18 protein-coding genes are annotated in these 17,727 nt (G+C 66.1%); 12 read left to right on the top strand and 6 right to left on the bottom strand.

Annotation, left to right across the window (positions count from 1 at the left end):
- Positions 1–6: 6 nt before the first annotated feature.
- Together XH93_RS24785 and XH93_RS24780 are read right to left on the bottom strand one after the other, a co-directional pair.
- Entirely contained in the window at positions 7–369 is a 363-nt protein-coding gene (locus XH93_RS24785) for a hypothetical protein (protein WP_194469499.1), read from the bottom strand.
- 74 nt (positions 370–443) lie between these two features.
- On the bottom strand, positions 444–671 hold the full coding sequence (locus XH93_RS24780; protein ID WP_194475325.1) for a hypothetical protein: 228 nt from the start codon (positions 669–671) through the stop codon (positions 444–446).
- Positions 672–857: 186 nt separating this feature from the next.
- Here XH93_RS24780 and XH93_RS24775 point away from each other — a divergent pair, with 186 nt between their 5' ends.
- From XH93_RS24775 to XH93_RS24760, 4 genes are all read left to right on the top strand, one after another.
- A complete protein-coding gene (locus XH93_RS24775; RefSeq protein ID WP_194469498.1) occupies positions 858–1,397 on the top strand; it encodes a hypothetical protein in 540 nt (179 codons plus the stop codon).
- 108 nt (positions 1,398–1,505) lie between these two features.
- Complete coding sequence (locus tag XH93_RS24770; protein ID WP_194469497.1) at positions 1,506–4,214, top strand: EAL domain-containing protein; 2,709 nt, start codon at positions 1,506–1,508, stop codon at positions 4,212–4,214.
- 96 nt (positions 4,215–4,310) lie between these two features.
- The gene (locus XH93_RS24765; RefSeq protein ID WP_194469496.1) at positions 4,311–4,757 is read left to right on the top strand and encodes a PPC domain-containing DNA-binding protein; all 447 of its coding nucleotides are present in this window, start codon (positions 4,311–4,313) and stop codon (positions 4,755–4,757) included.
- 336 nt (positions 4,758–5,093) lie between these two features.
- A complete protein-coding gene (locus tag XH93_RS24760) occupies positions 5,094–5,390 on the top strand; it encodes a septal ring lytic transglycosylase RlpA family protein (RefSeq protein WP_139484442.1) in 297 nt (98 codons plus the stop codon).
- Between the two features lie 22 nt (positions 5,391–5,412).
- Here XH93_RS24760 and XH93_RS24755 read toward each other — a convergent pair whose 3' ends face one another.
- Positions 5,413–7,875: a PAS domain-containing sensor histidine kinase gene (locus XH93_RS24755; protein ID WP_246799292.1), complete on the bottom strand. Its 2,463-nt coding sequence runs from the start codon at positions 7,873–7,875 to the stop codon at positions 5,413–5,415.
- Positions 7,876–7,946: 71 nt separating this feature from the next.
- Positions 7,947–8,711, bottom strand: coding sequence for a thermonuclease family protein (locus XH93_RS24750; protein WP_194469494.1), 765 nt, complete (start codon positions 8,709–8,711; stop codon positions 7,947–7,949).
- Positions 8,712–8,914: 203 nt separating this feature from the next.
- Between XH93_RS24750 and XH93_RS24745 the strand changes: the two genes are divergently transcribed.
- The 4 genes from XH93_RS24745 to XH93_RS24730 all read left to right on the top strand — a co-directional run bounded on the left by XH93_RS24745 (position 8,915) and on the right by XH93_RS24730 (position 12,568).
- On the top strand, positions 8,915–9,121 hold the full coding sequence (locus tag XH93_RS24745) for a hypothetical protein (RefSeq protein ID WP_194469493.1): 207 nt from the start codon (positions 8,915–8,917) through the stop codon (positions 9,119–9,121).
- A 151-nt stretch (positions 9,122–9,272) separates the two neighbouring features.
- Positions 9,273–11,288: an acetyl/propionyl/methylcrotonyl-CoA carboxylase subunit alpha gene (locus XH93_RS24740; RefSeq protein WP_139484446.1), complete on the top strand. Its 2,016-nt coding sequence runs from the start codon at positions 9,273–9,275 to the stop codon at positions 11,286–11,288.
- Between the two features lie 117 nt (positions 11,289–11,405).
- Entirely contained in the window at positions 11,406–12,272 is an 867-nt protein-coding gene (locus XH93_RS24735; RefSeq protein WP_194469492.1) for an oxaloacetate decarboxylase, read from the top strand.
- A complete protein-coding gene (locus XH93_RS24730; RefSeq protein ID WP_194469491.1) occupies positions 12,269–12,568 on the top strand; it encodes an acylphosphatase in 300 nt (99 codons plus the stop codon). Before XH93_RS24735 ends, XH93_RS24730 begins: the two co-directional genes overlap by 4 nt.
- A gap of 21 nt (positions 12,569–12,589) precedes the next feature.
- Here XH93_RS24730 and XH93_RS24725 read toward each other — a convergent pair whose 3' ends face one another.
- Complete coding sequence (locus XH93_RS24725) at positions 12,590–13,402, bottom strand: class I SAM-dependent methyltransferase (RefSeq protein WP_194469490.1); 813 nt, start codon at positions 13,400–13,402, stop codon at positions 12,590–12,592.
- A gap of 219 nt (positions 13,403–13,621) precedes the next feature.
- Between XH93_RS24725 and XH93_RS24720 the strand changes: the two genes are divergently transcribed.
- From XH93_RS24720 to XH93_RS24705, 4 genes are read left to right on the top strand one after another with little or no spacing between them, the layout of a single operon-like run.
- Positions 13,622–14,179: a GbsR/MarR family transcriptional regulator gene (locus tag XH93_RS24720; RefSeq protein WP_194469489.1), complete on the top strand. Its 558-nt coding sequence runs from the start codon at positions 13,622–13,624 to the stop codon at positions 14,177–14,179.
- A 24-nt stretch (positions 14,180–14,203) separates the two neighbouring features.
- Positions 14,204–14,869, top strand: coding sequence for a DUF4166 domain-containing protein (locus tag XH93_RS24715; RefSeq protein WP_194469488.1), 666 nt, complete (start codon positions 14,204–14,206; stop codon positions 14,867–14,869).
- A complete protein-coding gene (locus tag XH93_RS24710; protein WP_194469487.1) occupies positions 14,866–16,302 on the top strand; it encodes a TIGR01777 family oxidoreductase in 1,437 nt (478 codons plus the stop codon). Before XH93_RS24715 ends, XH93_RS24710 begins: the two co-directional genes overlap by 4 nt.
- Before the next feature lie 10 nt (positions 16,303–16,312).
- Positions 16,313–16,738 (top strand): hypothetical protein, encoded by a 426-nt coding sequence (locus tag XH93_RS24705; RefSeq protein WP_194469486.1) that lies wholly within the window; start codon positions 16,313–16,315, stop codon positions 16,736–16,738.
- A gap of 15 nt (positions 16,739–16,753) precedes the next feature.
- Here XH93_RS24705 and XH93_RS24700 read toward each other — a convergent pair whose 3' ends face one another.
- Positions 16,754–17,608: a LysR family transcriptional regulator gene (locus tag XH93_RS24700; RefSeq protein WP_194469485.1), complete on the bottom strand. Its 855-nt coding sequence runs from the start codon at positions 17,606–17,608 to the stop codon at positions 16,754–16,756.
- Positions 17,609–17,727 lie beyond the last annotated feature (119 nt).

Here is a 17,727-nt window from a genome sequence, read left to right as displayed (position 1 = left end):
ACCGGATCAGGCGCGTGGTGGTTTGAACGGAGAGAGGCGGTCGGCCGAGCCCGGCAGGTACATGCTGGCGTCGCCATAGGCGTGCAGCGAATACGCGACGGGGAATGCGGCCTCGAGCGGCGCGACGGAGGCAACGTGCGTCAGGCAATGATCGCCGTGGAGCGCGGCCGGATGCGCCGGGGCCTTGCCGCCGGTGTCGTTGATCGATTGCGCGATGGCGATGGCAGGAGCCGCATCGTCATCGCCGTCGAAGGTCCAGCCGTGGAAGAAGGACAGCACCAGCGCAAACGAAATCAATCCCGCGAGCAGGCTGCGCCAGCGGCGCGTCCCGCGCAGGGAAGATCGAATCGTGGCTGATGACGTCTCCATGCGCCCTAGTTAGCGCCGCATCCGCACCCGTTCAAGCTCGCGCCCGCGACAGATTCGCCGCGAATACTATAACGTTACGCGGGCTCGGCAGCGCGGCGCAGCCACAATCTGCGCGCGGCGACCACAGCCCAGACCGCCTCGACGAGGCCGAACGGCCAGGCGCCCTGCAGGAACCCGTAGGCCGAGCCGAGCGCGCAGGCGACGGCGAACACCAGGATGAACCACGGGCTGCGATCTTCGGCCGCATAGCAGACCAGCATCAGCGTCACCGCGAACAATCCGAACAGCGTCAGTGCGTCCATCGCGTGGCCCAGTCCCTCCGAATCCTCATCGTCGTTACGTTTGAACATGCTCGCCGGAATCTGGCTCTTCAATCGCTCCGACTGTGCCCACACAAACAACGCACCCGGCTACCGCCGTAAGCAAAGGCTTAATGCCTCCGACATAATGTCGTCGTGATCCTGCCCCGCGCGAACCTCCGGTTAACCATGCGGCTTCTGCCAATCAAGGACCCCGAACGGTCCTGGAGAAACATCAAGGCACGATGGAAGAAGGACGCTGAAGGCGTCGGCGAGGATTTCGCCAGCTTCGGCGGCATCGCGGCGTTCGATGCGCTGACCGCCAGGGAAGGCGACAATCAGGGTCTGTACTATCTGGCTGATGGTGAGCGCGTCCACGCGGTCTGCCAGGTCAGGCGCCTGTTGATGAGCAAATATCCAACGCCGGCCTTGAACGTGCGGTTCGTCAACGTGTCGCCGATCTATGATCTCGGCCTTGCCGATACCAGCGAATACGCGCAGATCCTTGTGGCGTTGTTTTCCGGGATCATCTGGCTCTCGCGGGATGCGCTGTCGGCGAACCACATCCGCTTCTTCCTGAAGAGCCCCGGCGACTCGCAATTCTTCGCGCCGCTCCAGGCCGCTACGCCGCTGTCGCCATTCTCGAAATTCACCATCGACGGCGCGCTGATCGAGTGCAGCCTGAGAGAGGCCGGCGCAGCACCCGCGACGCAAGCGGCGGCCTCCTGACCGAGCATTGCCGCGCCGGCCGCAATCGTCTTAACTGCCCGATAACTGATTTTCCTAACGACCCCTTGGGTTGTGTTCCCGTACAAGGGCACCCGCAGGGGCAGAAAAATGTCAGTTGGTTCAACGTGCAGCGTGACGCCGGAAAACCGGTGGCTGTCGATCAAGGGTTTGCTGCGCCCCACGCGGATGGGCGCCATCCAGTGGCTCGTGCTGAGCGCCGCGCTGCTGGTGCTCGCCATCACGCTCGGCACCGGCTACCTTGCATTGCAGTTTCGCGAGCGCGCGCTGGAGATGTCCGAGCGCGAGCTCAACAACACCGCGCTGTTGCTGTCGCGGCATTTTGACCAGCAGCTCAGCGATCTCCAGCACGTCCACGACGATATCGTGAGTTACCTGCAGGCCGGTCAGGTCGACACCGCCGATCAGTTCGAAAAGACGATGTCGCTGCTCAGCGCGCACGAGATGCTGCGCACCCGCCTTGCGGCCCTGCCGCATGTCGGCGGGCTCAACGTCTTCAACGCCAAGGGCTGGCTGATCAACTCGTCCGAGATGTGGCCGGTGCCCGACATCAATATCGCCGACCGGCGCTACTATCAGGAATTCACCTCGGGCAGGCCGACGTCGCCGGTCATCGTCGAGCCGGCGATGAGCAAGGTGACCGGCAACTGGACCACGATCTTCGCCCGCAGGATCACCGGCCGTAACGGCGAGATCATCGGCTTCGCCAGCCGCGGCGTCGAGCCCAGTCATTTCGAGGATTTCGTGGCGTCGCTGGCGCTGCACGGCGACACCGTGATCTCGATGATTCACCGCGACGGCACCATTATCGCGCGCTATCCGCAGGATACCAGCGTGGTCGGCCGCAACATCATCAATCAGCCGCTGTTCCGCAAGGTCCTGAGCCTCGGCGGCAACACGTCGGGCCGCTTCGCCGGCACGTCGGGCGAGGAGAATGTCGGGGCGGTCCGGTCGCTGTCGCATTTTCCGATCCTGATCCTGGCGACGACCCGGACGTCCACCGCGCTGGAGGACTGGCGCGCCCAGACCAAGCTGCAGTTCTGCGCCGCGGTGCTCGCGGTGCTGATCGTCGTCGTCACGATCTTCCTGATCGTGCGCCAGCTGCAGCGCCAGCACGAGGCGGCGCGGCGCCGGCTGTCCGAGAAGAGCCAGCATCTCGACACCGCCATCAACACCATGACGCAGGGCCTGCTGCTGTTCGACGCCTCGGGGCGGCTGGTGATCTGCAATCAGCAATATATCGAGATGTTCGGTATCTCGCCGGAGATCGCAAGGCCCGGTTGCCACCTGCGCGAGTTGGTCCTGCACCGACAGGCGACCGGCACCTTTGTCGGCGACGTCGACGACTACTGCGCCCGTTTCACCAGTCCTGACAATGCCGAGGTCCAGGACTTGGTGATCGCGACGCCCGACGGCCGCAACATCCGCCTGATCTACAAGCGTTCGCCCGACGGCGGCTGGGCCACCACGCTCGAGGACGTCACCGAAGGCCGGCGCGCCCAGGCCAAGATCGAGTATCTCGCGCATTACGATGCGCTGACCAATCTGCCGAACCGGATGCTGTTCCAGCGCCATGCGGAAGGGCTGCTGCTCGAGCCCGCCGCACGCGAATTCGCGATCCTCTACATCGATATCGACGAGTTCAAGCGCATCAATGACACGCTCGGCCATCTGGTCGGCGACGAATTCCTGCGCAGCGTGGCCGAGAAGCTGCGCCGGTCGGTCGGGCCGAACGACTTCATCGCGCGCCTCGGCGGCGACGAGTTCGCGATCGTGCAGCACGACATCGCCTCGGATGACGACGTCAATGGACTGGTCGCGCGGATCTATCAGTCGCTGCGCGCGGCGTTCGACTGCCACGGCCATCGGCTGTCGGGCGATGCCAGCATCGGGATCGCGATCGCGCCGCGCCACGGCGCTGACCTGTTCGGCCTGCTCAAATGCGCCGACCTTGCGATGTACGCGGCGAAGGCCGCCGGCCGCCGGACCTATCGCTTCTTCGATCCGGCGATGGAAGCCCAGGCCAATCTGCGCCGCGAGCTGGAGGCCGATCTGCGCACCGCGCTGGCCGAGGGCGGCTTCGAGCTGCACTACCAGCCGCTGGTCGATCTGCGCAGCGACGAGGTGACCGGCTGCGAAGCGCTGCTGCGCTGGCGCCATCCGGTGCGCGGCATGATCTCGCCGGCGGAGTTCGTGCCGGTTGCCGAGGAAACCGGCCTGATCGAGGACATCGGACAGTGGGTGCTGCGCACCGCGTGCATCGAGGCGGCGGCGTGGCCGGCGCATGTGCGGGTTGCGGTCAACGTTTCGCCGGTGCAGTTCAAGTCGGAGACGCTGTCGCTGAAGGTCGCGAGCGCGCTCGCCGAGAGCGGGCTCGACCCGCGCCGGCTCGAGCTCGAGATCACCGAGGCGGTGCTGATCGCCGATGACGATGCGGCGCTGGTCACGCTCGGCCAGCTTCGCGCGCTCGGCGTCCACATCGCGCTCGACGATTTCGGAACCGGCTACTCGTCGTTGCAATATCTGCAGCGCTTCCCGTTCGACAAGATCAAGATCGACCGGAGCTTCGTCAAGGAAGTGACCCGCAACTCCGGCTCGGCCTCGATCATCCGCGCGGTGGTCTCGATCGCCGCCGACCGCAACATGATCACGACCGCCGAAGGCGTCGAGACCGACCAGCAGCGCGACACCGTGCAGATGCTCGGCTGCACCCAGATGCAGGGCTATCTGTTCAGCAGGCCGGTTCCCGCGCGGGATGTCCGGACCTTGCTTGCGACCGACAGCGTCGAAGCCGCCTGAACAAGCCGTCGTTCGGAGCGAGTCGAGTCGATCAGGAACAATCCACGCCGCCTCAGATTGAGAGCCTAACACTGGCTTTCAGAATCGAGGCGGTCCATGAAAAGCAGGCTGGTATCCGATGCGCCCGGCGCGCAGGTCCATGTCGTCGTGCTCGACAGCGGCGAGGAGGCGTTTGCCGCGCTGACGAAATTCGCCAACGATGAAAAGCTGTCGGCGGCGTCGCTGACCGCGATCGGGGCGTTCGCGCGGGCGACCGTCGGCTGGTTCGATTTCGCGTCAAAGACCTACCGCAAGATCGAGGTCAATGAGCAGTGCGAGGTGCTGAGCGCCGTCGGCGACGTCGCCACCGGCGACGACGGCAAGGCCAGCCTTCACATTCATATCGTGCTCGGATTGTCCGACGGGTCGACGCGCGGCGGTCACCTGCTTGCAGGTCACGTGCGGCCGACCCTGGAGGTGGTGCTCACGGAAGTGCCGACCAGGCTACGTCGCACCAAACGGCCCGATCTCGGCATCGCCTTGATCGATCTCGCCGCGAAGTAGGCGTCGTCCGGCAGGGCTATTGCATATGGCTACCGGCCGGGTCGCATAACTCATCATGCCCAGGCTCGTCCCGCGCAGCCGCGGGCGCCTCCATGATTTCGGAATATTGGAAGAATAACGGTGAGTTGCCCGACGTGTCAAGCGCCTGGTCGAACGCTGGCCCGGTCGAGCGCCGGCCGTCACCGGCTACTTTGCATGGGGTTGTTTTTCGGCATTTGGCGGCGCGCCCCGCTGGGTAGGGGGAGCGAGCTACAAATTTCGATCTGCCGGGGCCGAACGCGGAACCGGAACCGCGGAACCGCGTTCCCTCGCGGGGCTCGACCCGGCAGGCAATCCATGAAGACCGCAGCAACGTCGGCGGCCATACTCCTGTTTGCCTCTTGTGCGGCAAACGCGGAGAGCGGCCTTGCGTCCTATTATCGTGGCATCGGCAGGAACGGCGAGATGACCTGCGCGCATCGCCACAGGGCATTCGGAACCATGCTCACCGTCTCCTATCGCGGGCGATCGATCCGCTGCCGCGTCAATGACCGCGGCCCGTTCATCCGCGGACGCATCATCGACGTGTCGACCACGGCGGCGCGGGCGCTCGGCATCCTGCAGCACGGCGTCGCGCATGTCGTGATTCAGTAGCGGCGCAGCCGGCGCGCGGCGTTCAAGGTCTGGAAGCGCGCTGCTCGGCGATCGCCTTGCGCAGCGTGCGCGACAGCGCCTCGACCGAATAGGGTTTCTGGATCAGCTCGAAGCCGCTGTGGGCGTTCTCGGCAAGCACGTTGCTGTAGCCGCTGGTCAGCACCACCGGCAGGCCGGGGAAACGGTCGCGGATGACGCCGGCGAGCTCGACGCCGTTCATGCCGGGCATGATCACGTCGGAGAACACGAGGTCGGCAGCGAACTCGTCCTCCGAGAGGATCGCCAGCGCCGCATTGGCATTGGCGGCGCGCTTGACCGAGTAGCCGAGGTCCTCGAGCAGCTCGGTGGAGAATTGGCCGACATCGTCATTGTCCTCGACGACGAGGACGCGATAGCCGCGCCCGATCGAGGCCTGCTCGCTGCCGGCGATTGCTGCGATCTTGGCGTCGGCCGGGCGCATCGCCTGCGGCAGATAGATCGTAAAGGTGGCGCCGTGTCCGGGTTTGCTGGTGACTTCGATGTCGCCGTCGGACTGCTTGACGAAGCCGAAGGCCTGGCTCAGGCCGAGACCGGTTCCCTTGCCGACCTCCTTGGTCGTGAAGAACGGCTCGAAGATCGCGTCGAGATTTTCCGGCGAGATGCCGGTGCCGGTATCCCGGATCGAGACCGCGACGAAGTCGCCGCTGCGCGAGGCCTGGGCGCGCAGGGCAGGGATGGTCTGCACCTTCCTGACGGCGATCGTCAGCTGGCCCTCGCCATCCATGGCATCGCGGCCGTTGACCGCAAGATTGATCAGCGCGGTCTCGAACTGGCCGACGTCGGCGACCGCAAAGCAGTCGGGATTATCGATCCGCACCTCGATCTGAATCCGCACGCCGACCAGCGGGCGGATCAGCTGCACCACGCTGTCGACCTGGGCGCCGACGTTGAACACTTCGGGATTGAGCGGTTGCCGGCGTGCGAATGCCAGGAGCTGCGCGGTCAGCTTGGAGGCCCGCTCGACGGTGTCGGCGATCGCATCGATGTAGCGGCGGCGACGCTCGTCGGGGAGATCGCGGCGACGCAGGAAGTCGGTCGCGGAGCGGATGATGGTCAGCAAATTGTTGAAGTCGTGCGCGACGCCGCCGGTGAGCTGGCCGACCGCCTCCATCTTCTGCGACTGCCGCAGCGCTTCCTCGCCGCGGCGGCGCTCGGTGATGTCGACGGCCTCCGGCACGGCGCCGACGATGCTGCCGTGCTGGTCGAGCAGCGGCCGCATCGCGAAATCGAAATAGCGCTCGCCCATCGGCAGGCGCAGCTGCATCTCGAGCTTGACCTCCTCGCCACGCATCACGGTCGCAAAGGCATTCTGGATCGTGCGCGGCACGCCCTCGGTCGCGGCGAACCATGGCGTGTCCCAGAACGGCCTGCCGACGACGTCACTCGCTTCGGCGCGGATGCCGGCCAGCGCCGTCTCGTTGGCGTAGAGCAAATTGCCATCCGGGTTGAGCAGCATCTGATACTGATGGCTGGTTTCCAGGATCGCGCGCGTCTGCGCTTCGCGCGATTCGAGCTGTGCCGTACGCTCCAGAATCCGCCGCTCCAGCGATTCGTTGAGCTTGCGCAGCTCGATCTCGGCCTCCTTGGCCGAGGTGATGTCGTGGGCGACGCCGATGAAGCCGATGTGCTTGCCGTTCGCATCCCAGCGCGGCTGCGATTCCGAGCGTAGCCAGCGCCAGTCGCCGGCGGCGTTGCGGTAGCGCGCCTCGAGCACGAACGGTTTTAGCGAGAGCTCGCCGGTGATCTGCTCCTGCAGGATGCGCGGCAGGTCGTCCGGATGCAGCGCCTTGCGCCAGTCGAACACGATCGCTTCCTCGAACGGCAGGCCGAGGAAGTCGAGATAGGCCTGGTTGGCGAACGAGCGGGTGCGGTCGAGCTTGGTCACCCAGACCGGGACCGGCGCGCTGTCGGCGATCAGGCGGAAGCGCTCCTCGCTCTCGCGCAGCGTCTCCTGCGCCAGCATCTGGTCGGTGACGTCGAGATCGGCGCCGACCAGGCGCAGCGCACGGCCGTTGCGGTCGCGCTCGATCTTGGCGACGACGCGGATCCAGCGGCTCTCGCCGTCGCTCGGGCGGATGATCCGGTATTCGTCGGTGTAATCCTCGCCGCCGCTCTTCAGCACGCTGAACAGATGCTCGATGGTGCGCTCGCGGTCCTCGGGATGAACCCGCGAAATCCAGTCCTCATAGGCCTCGTTGACGTGTGCGTCCGACAGCCCGTGCACCAGCAGATATTCGGGGGAGCGGATGTTGCGCACACCGTCGCGGAAGTCGATCTCGAGCCCGCCGACCCGCGCGATGCGCTGGATCCGCGCCAGCTCGGCCTCGCGCTCCTGCAGCTCGCGATGGGCGCGGTCGCGCTCGCGCGCCAGCTCCTCAAGATGCTGCCGCAGCCGTTCGGCTGCCGCAGTTTCGGGGAGCACATCAGCGGGATCGGACGGGGTCATACGCGCAGGCAACCTCTGCGTTCAGTCAAACACAGGACGAGGCGGCTTTGCCAGCGGTGATTTTGCTGTGGTTACTTGCCCTTGGCGGGTGGGCGGCAATTATAGGCCCTGCGGAACCCGGCCGCCTGCGCATCCTCCTCGGAGCAGAACCAGCGGTCCGGATTGGTTAAGCCGGGGTAACTGCGGCAGGCCTGCAGGTGATAGATGCCGATATTGCCGGTGACGCGGGCGCGCACGGCGTATTTGCCCTTGATGTTGCAGCTTGCGGGCATCGGCAGGCTGTCGGGGAAGAGCGCGGCGCGTATCTGGGTGTCGCGGTCGGCGGGGCAGGAGTTGCCGAGCAGGGCGCCGTCCTTCTTGCCGAGGCGGAAATCGTGCGGCGCGACGAAGCAGCCCTTCCACAGCCCGGCGCGGTTGTCCCGCGCGGCGCCTTCATCCGGCTTGAAGCGGCCGGTCGCCGATGCCTCGAGGTTCAGCGCGTAACCCTTCTGGATCAGCAGCTGGCTCAGGCTGGTCGGGTCGCCCTCGATCTTGCAGACGCCGAGCCGCCGCTTCTTGGAGCTCGGATCGGCGCCGATGTCGTCGCAGCGCACCGGCTTGCCGCCGATCAGTTTTGTCAGTTGGTCCCGTGCTTCGATACCGCAGCTCCAGACGTCGGCGTGCTCGTCGGTGCAGAGCTGGTCGAGCGGCGGTGCGTCGATGCCGTCGAGCCGGTAGGTGGTGTTGCCAAGCTGGACGGTGCCAGCGTCCTTGATCACCGCTGACGCGGCGAGGCCGGGAGGCGCAGTCAGGCATGTCAGGAGAAGCGTCGTCAGAAGGGAAGCACGAAACCGCATTTTTTCACGTCGGGGGCCTGGCTGATGTCACGGACTGTCTAGCACAGTCGGGCACGGTCAAACCAAGAGCCATGGCCGGACCGGCCGATAGCGATGGATCATCCGGCGCGTTGGAGATGGGCAAACTCAACCCAAACGGTACATTGACTTGATGAGAACAAAATAGGAACATAAGCCCGCTCTCTTGATCCGGATATTTCCCCATGCCTGCCGCACTGCCCGAAACTGACGACGATAACGGGCTGGAAGCGGCCGTCGATCAGGCGATTTCCGCCTGCGGCGGGGACATGCGGGCGGCGATCCGCGCGCTGATCGTCGCCAATGAATTTCTGGAGAACGAGGTCAGCGAGCTGATGAAGGCGGTCTCGCACGCCTATGCGCGCGGCCGCTTCCAGAGCTATTCGGGCTGAAATACCGCGCGGGCTGCCGAAGCGGCCGGCAGGGCTGCACTTGCCTACGGGACAATTTGCTGTACCACGGAGTGGTGACGCCCAATCGCCCGTGCCAGATTGCGCGGGGAGGATCCTGCCCAAAGTCCGAAAAAAGCCCAAGCAAGAGAGCATGTTCAAACGAATCCTGATCGCCAACCGCGGCGAGATCGCCTGCCGGGTCATCAAGACTGCGCGCCGTATGGGGATTGAGACGGTCGCCGTCTATTCCGAGGCCGACCGCGACGCGCTGCATGTCGAGATGGCCGATGAGGCCGTGCTGATCGGCCCGCCCGCCGCGGCCGAGAGCTACCTGCTGATCGACAAGATCGTCGAGGCCTGCCGCAAGACCGGCGCACAGGCGGTACATCCCGGCTACGGCTTCCTGTCCGAGCGCGAGGCGTTTCCGCGCGCGCTGGAGGCGGCCGGCATCGTGTTCATCGGCCCCAACCCGGGCGCGATCGCCGCGATGGGCGACAAGATCGAATCCAAGAAGGCCGCCGCCAAGGCCAAGGTCTCGACCGTGCCCGGCCATCTCGGCGTCATCGAGGACGACAAGCACGCGGTGCAGATCGCCGACGAGATCGGCTATCCCGTGATGATCAAGGCCTCCGCCGGCGGCGGCGGCAAGGGCATGCGCATCGCGCATTCGAAGGCCGAGGTCGCCGAAGGCTTCAACCTTGCCAAGGCTGAAGCCAAATCCTCGTTCGGCGACGACCGCGTCTTCGTCGAAAAGTTCATCGTCGACCCCCGGCACATCGAGATCCAGGTGCTCGGCGACAAGCACGGCAACGTGATCTATCTCGGCGAGCGCGAATGCTCGATCCAGCGCCGCAACCAGAAGGTCATCGAGGAGGCGCCGTCGCCGCTGCTGGATGAGACCACCCGCCGCAAGATGGGCGAGCAGGCGGTCGCGCTGGCCAAGGCGGTGAACTACGATTCGGCGGGCACCGTGGAGTTCGTCGCCGGCCAGGACAAGAGCTTCTACTTCCTGGAGATGAACACCCGTCTGCAGGTCGAGCATCCCGTCACCGAATTGATCACCGGCATCGATCTCGTCGAGCAGATGATCCGCGTCGCCGCCGGCGAGAAGCTTGCGATCGCGCAGAAGGACGTCACGCTGACCGGCTGGGCGGTGGAATCGCGCGTCTATGCCGAGGATCCGTTCCGCAACTTCCTGCCGTCGATCGGACGCCTGGTGAAGTACCGTCCACCGGCGGAAGCCAGTCATGACGGCGTCACCATCCGCAACGACACCGGCGTGCAGGAGGGCGGCGAGATCTCGATCCATTACGACCCGATGATCGCAAAGCTCGTTACCCATGCGCCGTCGCGCGCCGCCGCGATCGAGGCGCAGGCGACCGCGCTCGATGCGTTCTATGTCGACGGCATCAGGCACAACATTCCGTTCCTGTCGGCGCTGATGAACCATCCGCGCTGGCGCGAGGGCCGGCTCTCGACCGGCTTCATCGCCGAGGAATTTCCAAAGGGCTTTTCGGCACGGCCGCCGGAAGGCGAGATCGCACGGCGGCTTGCCGCGGTCGGCGCCGCCATCGACCACGTGCTCGGCGAGCGCAAGCGGCAGATTTCCGGCCAGATGGGCGGTCGCGTCGTGCAGCGCGAGCGCCGCCGCGCGGTGTGGCTCGATCGCGCCGAGATCGCGCTCGACGTCGCGCGCGAGGCTGACGCGATCGCGGTGCGCTTTATCGGCAGCGACAGCCTACCGGGCAATCCGCACAATCTGGTGTCGAGCTGGGTGCCGGGCGAGCCGGTCTGGCAGGGCACCATCGACGGCAATTTTGTCGCGCTGCAGGTGCGCGCGATCAACAACGGCTTCCGCCTCGCGCATCAGGGCTTTGAGGTGCCGGTCTACGTCTTCACCGAGACCGAGGCGACCTCGGCGCGCTTGATGCCGGTGAACTCGGCGGCCGACACCGGCAAGAAGCTGCTGTGTCCGATGCCGGGCCTTGTGGTGTCGATCGCGGTGACCGAGGGCCAGGAGGTCAAGGCCGGCGAGACGCTGGCCGTGGTCGAGGCGATGAAGATGCAGAACGTGCTGCGCGCCGAGCGCGACGGCACGGTGAAGAAGATCCATGCCGCCGCCGGCGCCACGCTCGCCGTCGATGCGCTGATTCTGGAGTTCGCGTAAAAGACGCCCCTTTCGTCATTGCGAGCGAAGCGAAGCAATCCATCTTACCTCATAGCGACAGATGGATTGCTTCGTCGCTAACGCGCCTCGCAATGACGTGAATGGAGAGGAACACCCATGGCCTTCCGCAAACGCCGCGAAGCACTGCGCTCGATCCTGTCCGGATCGACCTGCATCCGCCCGGGCTCGGTCTATGATGCGACCTCGATCCGGATCGCAGAAGACCTCGGCTTTGAGCTCGGCATGTTCGGCGGCTCGGTGGCCTCGCTTGCGGTGCTCGGCGACCCTGATGTCGCGCTGATCACGCTGACCGAGCTGGCCGAGCAGGTGCGCCGGATGTCGCGCGCCTCGACATTGCCCTTCGTGGTCGATGCCGACCATGGCTACGGCAATGCGCTCAACGTCCGCCGCACCGTGCAGGAGCTGGAGGCCGCCGGCGCCGCGGGCCTCACCATCGAGGACACCTTGCTGCCGCAGGCGTTCGGCCAGGCCAAGCCGCAGCTGATCTCGCTGGAGGAGGGCGTCGGCAAGATGAAGGCCGCGCTCGACGGCCGCAGCGATGCGTCGCTGGTCATCCTCGGCCGCACCGGCGCCGTCTCGATCGCCAGCCTCGACGATGCAATCGCGCGCGCCAGAGCTTATGAGGCGGTCGGCGTCGATGGACTGTTCCTGACCGGCATCAAGTCGCGCAGCGAGCTGGAGGCGCTGTCGGCAGCAACGACATTGCCGATCGTGGTCGGCGGCACTCCGGAGGAGATGACCGCGCCCGGCTATCTCGCCAGCCAGCGCGTCAGGATCGCGCTGCAGGGCCACGCGCCGTTTGCCGCCGCGACGCAAGCCGTCTACGAAACGCTGAAGGCGCTGCGCGAAGGCACCTCGCCGAAGCACCTGAAGGGCATTGCTTCGGCCGAACTGACCAGCCGCGCGATGCGCGAGTCGGAGATGAAAGCGCGCAGCGGCGAGTTTCTGGGCCTCAAGACATGAGCGGCGTGATCCGCCACGTCACGATCAGCGGCCGCGTCCAGGGCGTCGGTTACCGGGCATGGGTCGAGGACGAGGCGGTCTCGCGGGGCCTTGAGGGCTGGGTGCGCAACCGCCGCGACGGCAGCGTCGAGGCGGTGTTTTGCGGCCCCGAGGACGTCGTATCCGGGATGATCGCGGCATGCGATCGCGGGCCGGTGTCGGCGCGGGTCGGTGCCGTGCAGGCCGCACCGGGCAGTTCCGATCTTCTCAACCTGCGCCGGGCAGGGGAGCGGTTCTCGGTGCTGCCGACGCTGTAGGTCGCACTGCAAGGCGCCGCTTCACCCGGCGGCCGAAATCACCAGCGCCTGGATCTTGCCGTCGATTGCACCCGTGCCGAAACGACGCGCCAGCGCCTCCGCGGCGCTTTTCGTCGCGGCCTCGAGCGCGGCTGCGCCGTGGCTCTCGATCTCGCCGCGCATCGGCGTGCCCTGGCAGTAGGCGACAGCCACATCCTGGGGCGACGCCGCGGGGCTTCGATGGGCGATCGTCTCGATCGCGATGTCCTTGAATCCCGCGGCAGCCAGGTCGGCGCGGATGCGCGCGGCATCGTGGTAGCCATGCGGCGTGCGTGCCAGGAATTGCGGAGGGTTGTCCGGGAATAACGTCTGCAGCGCCTGGATCACGACGTCGGCAAACTCATTGTCCGCGATCCGGTCCCAGACATTGAACAGCAAGCGTCCGCCGCCCCGCAGCACGCGGCGGGCTTCGGCATAGCCCTTGACCCGGTCGGGAAAGAACATCGCGCCAAACTGGCAGGCGACAACATCGAAGCTTGCATCCTCGAACGGCAGGGCAAGTGCGTCGGCCTGTTGCCAGGTGATGTCGGGCCGGTCCGGCATATTGGATTTCGCGCGCGCAATCATCGGCTCGTTCAGATCGGTTGCCACGATCCTGACATCGCGGCCGAGCGCCGACGACAGCGCGCGCGTCACCGCACCGGTCCCGGCGGCGGTCTCGAGCAGGTCGCGCGGCCGGCACGCCCTGACGCGCTGCGCGAGATCGCGCGCGTAGGGTTCGAAGATCATCGGCACGAGCAGCCAGTCGTAGAGTTCCGGAATGGAGCCGACGAACTCCTTGTCAGACGCTGCCATGGCTCGATCTCCTCCGCGCGGCCGCCGACCAGGCCGACGACATCCATCTGTCCAACCCGCCGCCAGCTTGAACGAACGCCGCGACCGCCACAAAGAAAAACCGCGTCACTCGCGCTGAATTGTCATCACACGCAGATCACAGAGATCGTGAGGCCGGACAGTCTTTCGCGGCCGGGCGGGGCTCTTGACTTCCGCTCCGAACTATCAGATATTTCTGTCATGACAGAAACAACCGCCAAGAAGAAACTCCCTGCCGTCGTCGAGCGCTTCGTCCTGCATTGGGGCGACATGGGCGACGAATGGGGCGTCAACCGCTCGGTCAGCCAGATCCACGGGCTGCTCTATCTGGCGGAAGCGCCGATGACCGCGGAGGACATCGCCGACACGCTCGGCATGGCGCGCTCCAATGTTTCCAACTCGATCAAGGAATTGCTGGCCTGGGGATTGATCCGCCGGGTGCCGATCCTCGGCGACCGCCGCGACCACTTCGAGGCCGAGACCGACATCTGGGAGGTCGCGGCCAGGATCGCCGCCGGCCGCAAGGAGCGCGAGATCGACCCGGCCGTCGCCGCGCTGCGCGCCTGCGTGTCCGACGCCGCCGACGATCCGGCGATCAGCCCGGTCGCCAGCAAGCGGCTGAAGGAGATGCTGGCGTTCACCGAGCTGGTCGACCGCTGGTACGAGCAGATGTTGAAGGTGCCGCGGCCGCGCCTGGTCGCGCTGATCAAGCTCGGCGAGAAGATCGTGAGTTTCCTGCCGACAGGCAAAGCCAAATAGGGGCGGCGGTAACGGGAGTGTGCGATGGCGTCAGCAAGGATTTCCACCTTAAGGACATCGCCGGTCTCGGATACCAAACTACTCGACGACCGTCGCTTCCGTGCACTGCTGTCGGACGAGGATTGGGGCCGCCTGCCGGTCGCGATCTGGCGGCGATTTTCAAAACGCTTCGAGGACGGCAACACCGTCGTCTATGTCGGCGAGGTCGATGAGGCCAGCTTCAGCCGGGCCGGCTGGTGGCTGGCGCAGGCGGCGCGGTTGATCGGCGGACCGCTGCCGACCGGCAGCGAGACACAGGTGCCGATGGTCGTCACGGTCACCGAGGACGCCGCCAGCGGCGGCCAGATCTGGAGCCGGATCTGCGCGCGCCGCGACGGCTTTCCGCAGGTCATTCACTCCGCAAAACGCTTCGCCGGCCCGACCGGCCTGGAGGAATACGTCGGCTGCGGCGTCAGCATGGCGCTGCGCATCGCGGTCGAGCACGAGGCGCTGGCGTTTCACAGCGTGTTCTACTCACTGCAGCTCGGCCCATTTCGGCTGCGGCTGCCGGAATGGCTGACCCCCGGCGACCTCACCGTGACCCATTCCGATCTCGGCGGTGGCGACTTCCGCTTCACCCTCGAGATCATCCACCCGCGTTTTGGCCGGCTGCTGCGGCAGTCGGCCGTGTTCAGGGAGGCCTCGTCATGACGCCGCTGCTTTGGACGTTGATCGCGATACAGATCGTGATGGGCGTGTTCGACACCTTCTATCATCACGAGTTCACCGAGCGGCTGGCCTGGCGTCCCTCGCAGCGTTACGAACTCAAGCTGCACGGCGTGCGCAACATGCTCTATGCACTGCTGTTCCTGGTGCTCGGCTGGCTCGAGGTGCACGGCATCTTCGCAATGGCGGTCATCGCGGTGCTGGTCGTCGAGGTCGTGATCACCTTGATGGACTTCGTCGAGGAGGATCTGAGCCGCAAGCTGCCGCCGAGCGAGCGGATCAACCACACGCTGCTCGCGCTCAACTATGGCGCCATCCTCGTGCTGCTGCTGCCGTTGCTGATCGGCTGGGCGATGCAGCCGACCGGCATCGTGCTGGCCTATACCGAATGGCTCAGCATCGTTGCGGCCGCCTCGGCGGTCGGCGCCGCGCTGTGCGGCATCAGGGATTTCGCGGCGGCGCGGCGCCTCGGACGGATGACCTCGGTGCCTGCGGCGAGCCTGGTCGAGAAATTGCAAGGGCGGCAGACCGTGCTGGTCACCGGCGCGACCGGCTTCATCGGCAGCCGTCTGGTCGCAAGCCTCACCGCATCGGGCCATCAGGTGATTGCGCTGATCCGCAACCCGGCCAAGGCCGACATGCTGCCGCCGCCGATCACGCTGATCACCAGCCTCGAGCAGCTGCCTGCGGAGACGCGGATCGACGCGATCGTCAACCTCGCAGGCGAGCCGATCGGTGACGGCCTGTGGACCGAAGCCAAGCGCCGCAAGATTCTGGCCTCGCGCATCGACATGACCGCCGATGTTGTCAGGCTGATCGCTCGGCTCGAGCGCAAGCCGTCGGTGCTGGTGAACGGCTCTGCGATCGGCTGGTACGGGCTCTGGCAGGACCAGGTGCTGACCGAGTCGGCAAAATCCCACGCCTGCTTCAGCCACGAGCTGTGCGAGGCCTGGGAGAACGCGGCGCGGCCGGCCGCCGATCACGGCGTGCGCGTGGCTTACTTGCGGATCGGCCTCGTGATCGGCACCGATGGCGGCTTCATCACGCGGATGCTGACGCTGTTCGAATTCGGGCTCGGCGGGCCGCTCGGCTCCGGCAAGCAGTGGATGTCGTGGATCGAGCGCGACGATCTGGTGCGGCTGATCGCGCATGTGATCGCCAAGCCCGAACTGTCCGGCCCGATCAACGCGACCGCGCCGATCCCGGTGACCAACACCAAGTTCACCGAAGAGCTCGGCCGCCGCCTGCACCGGCCCGCGATCTTCCGCGTTCCCGCCGCGCTGCTGCGCGCGGTCGGCGGCGATTTTGCCGACGAGCTCCTGCTCGGCGGTCAGCGCGTGCTGCCGAACAAGGCGCTGAGCAACGGCTTTGTGTTCCGGCACGAAACCCTGCGCAGCGCATTCGACGCGATCTTATGAGGAGGGGATCATGTCCGACACTTGCGCTCGAGCATTCGGAGGTTGGCTCGCAGGATGTGGCGCCGCAACGGCGGTGATCGCTGCCGTTGGGCAGACCGTGCTCATGATTGCTTCGCATGGCGATCCCGCCCGGCTCGCTTACGGCATCGTGGTGCTTCTACTGCCCTCGGCCGTGATCTTTGTCGTCACCTGCCTGCTGACCGCCATACCAGCGGCAATCGTGATCTGGCTCAGCGAGGAATTCCGGATCCGGTCCGCCGGGTTTTTCGCCGCCGCGGGGGCCGCGATCGGCGCATTGAGCATCACCGTGCTGCTGCGACATCCAGCTGTCTGGACATCCGGCCTCGTATGCCTGTTCGCCGCGGCCGGCTCTGTCGCGGGGCTGACCTACTGGTTCGTCGTGCGCGAGTTGGCCGCTCGCGAACACGCGACGTAAGCTAATAAGATCGGCTCATGCCGCCGTGGCGACGCTGCGGAACGTTGCCGCCAGCGTCCGCAACGCCGCGAGCTTGGCGGGATCACTCACCTTCGAATGCAGCATCACTTTTGATGGGCCGAGCTTCGGCAGCTTGTGCGCCGGTCCGATATCGACTAGGCCCGGCGGCGCGATGCGGCGGACCAGGGGAGCGACTGCGAGGCCTGCAAGCGCGGCCGCGACCACGGCGGTGACGCCGCCGCCGACGAAGCTCTCGGTCCAGGTCACGCCGGCCTTGTCGAGCGCGCGAACGGCGAGCGCCCGCACCCCGCAGGGCGGCGCCAGCGTGGCGAGGGGCAGCGCATCGCCGCGCGGCCACACGAAGCGTTTTGCCGCGAACCAGGCGAACTCGTCTTCCGTCAGCTTCTCGCCGCCGCGACGGCTGCCTTCCTGGCGCACGATCACGGCGTCGAGCTCGCCGGCATCGTAGGCGTCGAGCATGTTGCGCGAGAAGCCGATGGTGACGGCGAGCGCGAGCTGCGAAGCCATCGCGTGCAGCCGCTCCAAGAGCGGCACCAATTCGGGGCCGGCGGCATGATCGCTGATCCCGAGCGTAAGTTGCTGCCGCGCCGGTCGCTCGCCGGACAGCGCACGGTCATGCACCTCGATCAGGGCGCGGGCGTGGTGCAGGAAGTCGGCGCCGTCGGCGGTCAGCCGCACCGCGCGCGGCGAGCGCTCGACCAGCCGCTTGCCGAGCACGGTCTCCAGCCGTTGCAGTTTCATGCTGATCGCGGCCTGCGTGGTGCCGAGCGCCTCGGCGGCGCGGGTAAAGCCCTGCAGTTCGGCGACGAGGAGGAAGGCCTGCACGGTATCGATGTCGAGCGTGGTCATTGATGATCAAAAATCGTTATCATTGATATTGATAGAGATAAGATACCAAGATGATGCGGAGAGGTCTAGCTAGGAGGGGCGCGGCTGACCCGCACCAACGGAATTCAAGGAGAGACCGA

This window comes from Bradyrhizobium sp. CCBAU 51753, from assembly GCF_015291565.1.
Classification (GTDB): Bacteria; Pseudomonadota; Alphaproteobacteria; order Rhizobiales; family Xanthobacteraceae; genus Bradyrhizobium; species Bradyrhizobium ivorense.
This window is presented reverse-complemented; position numbering and strand designations above follow the sequence as displayed.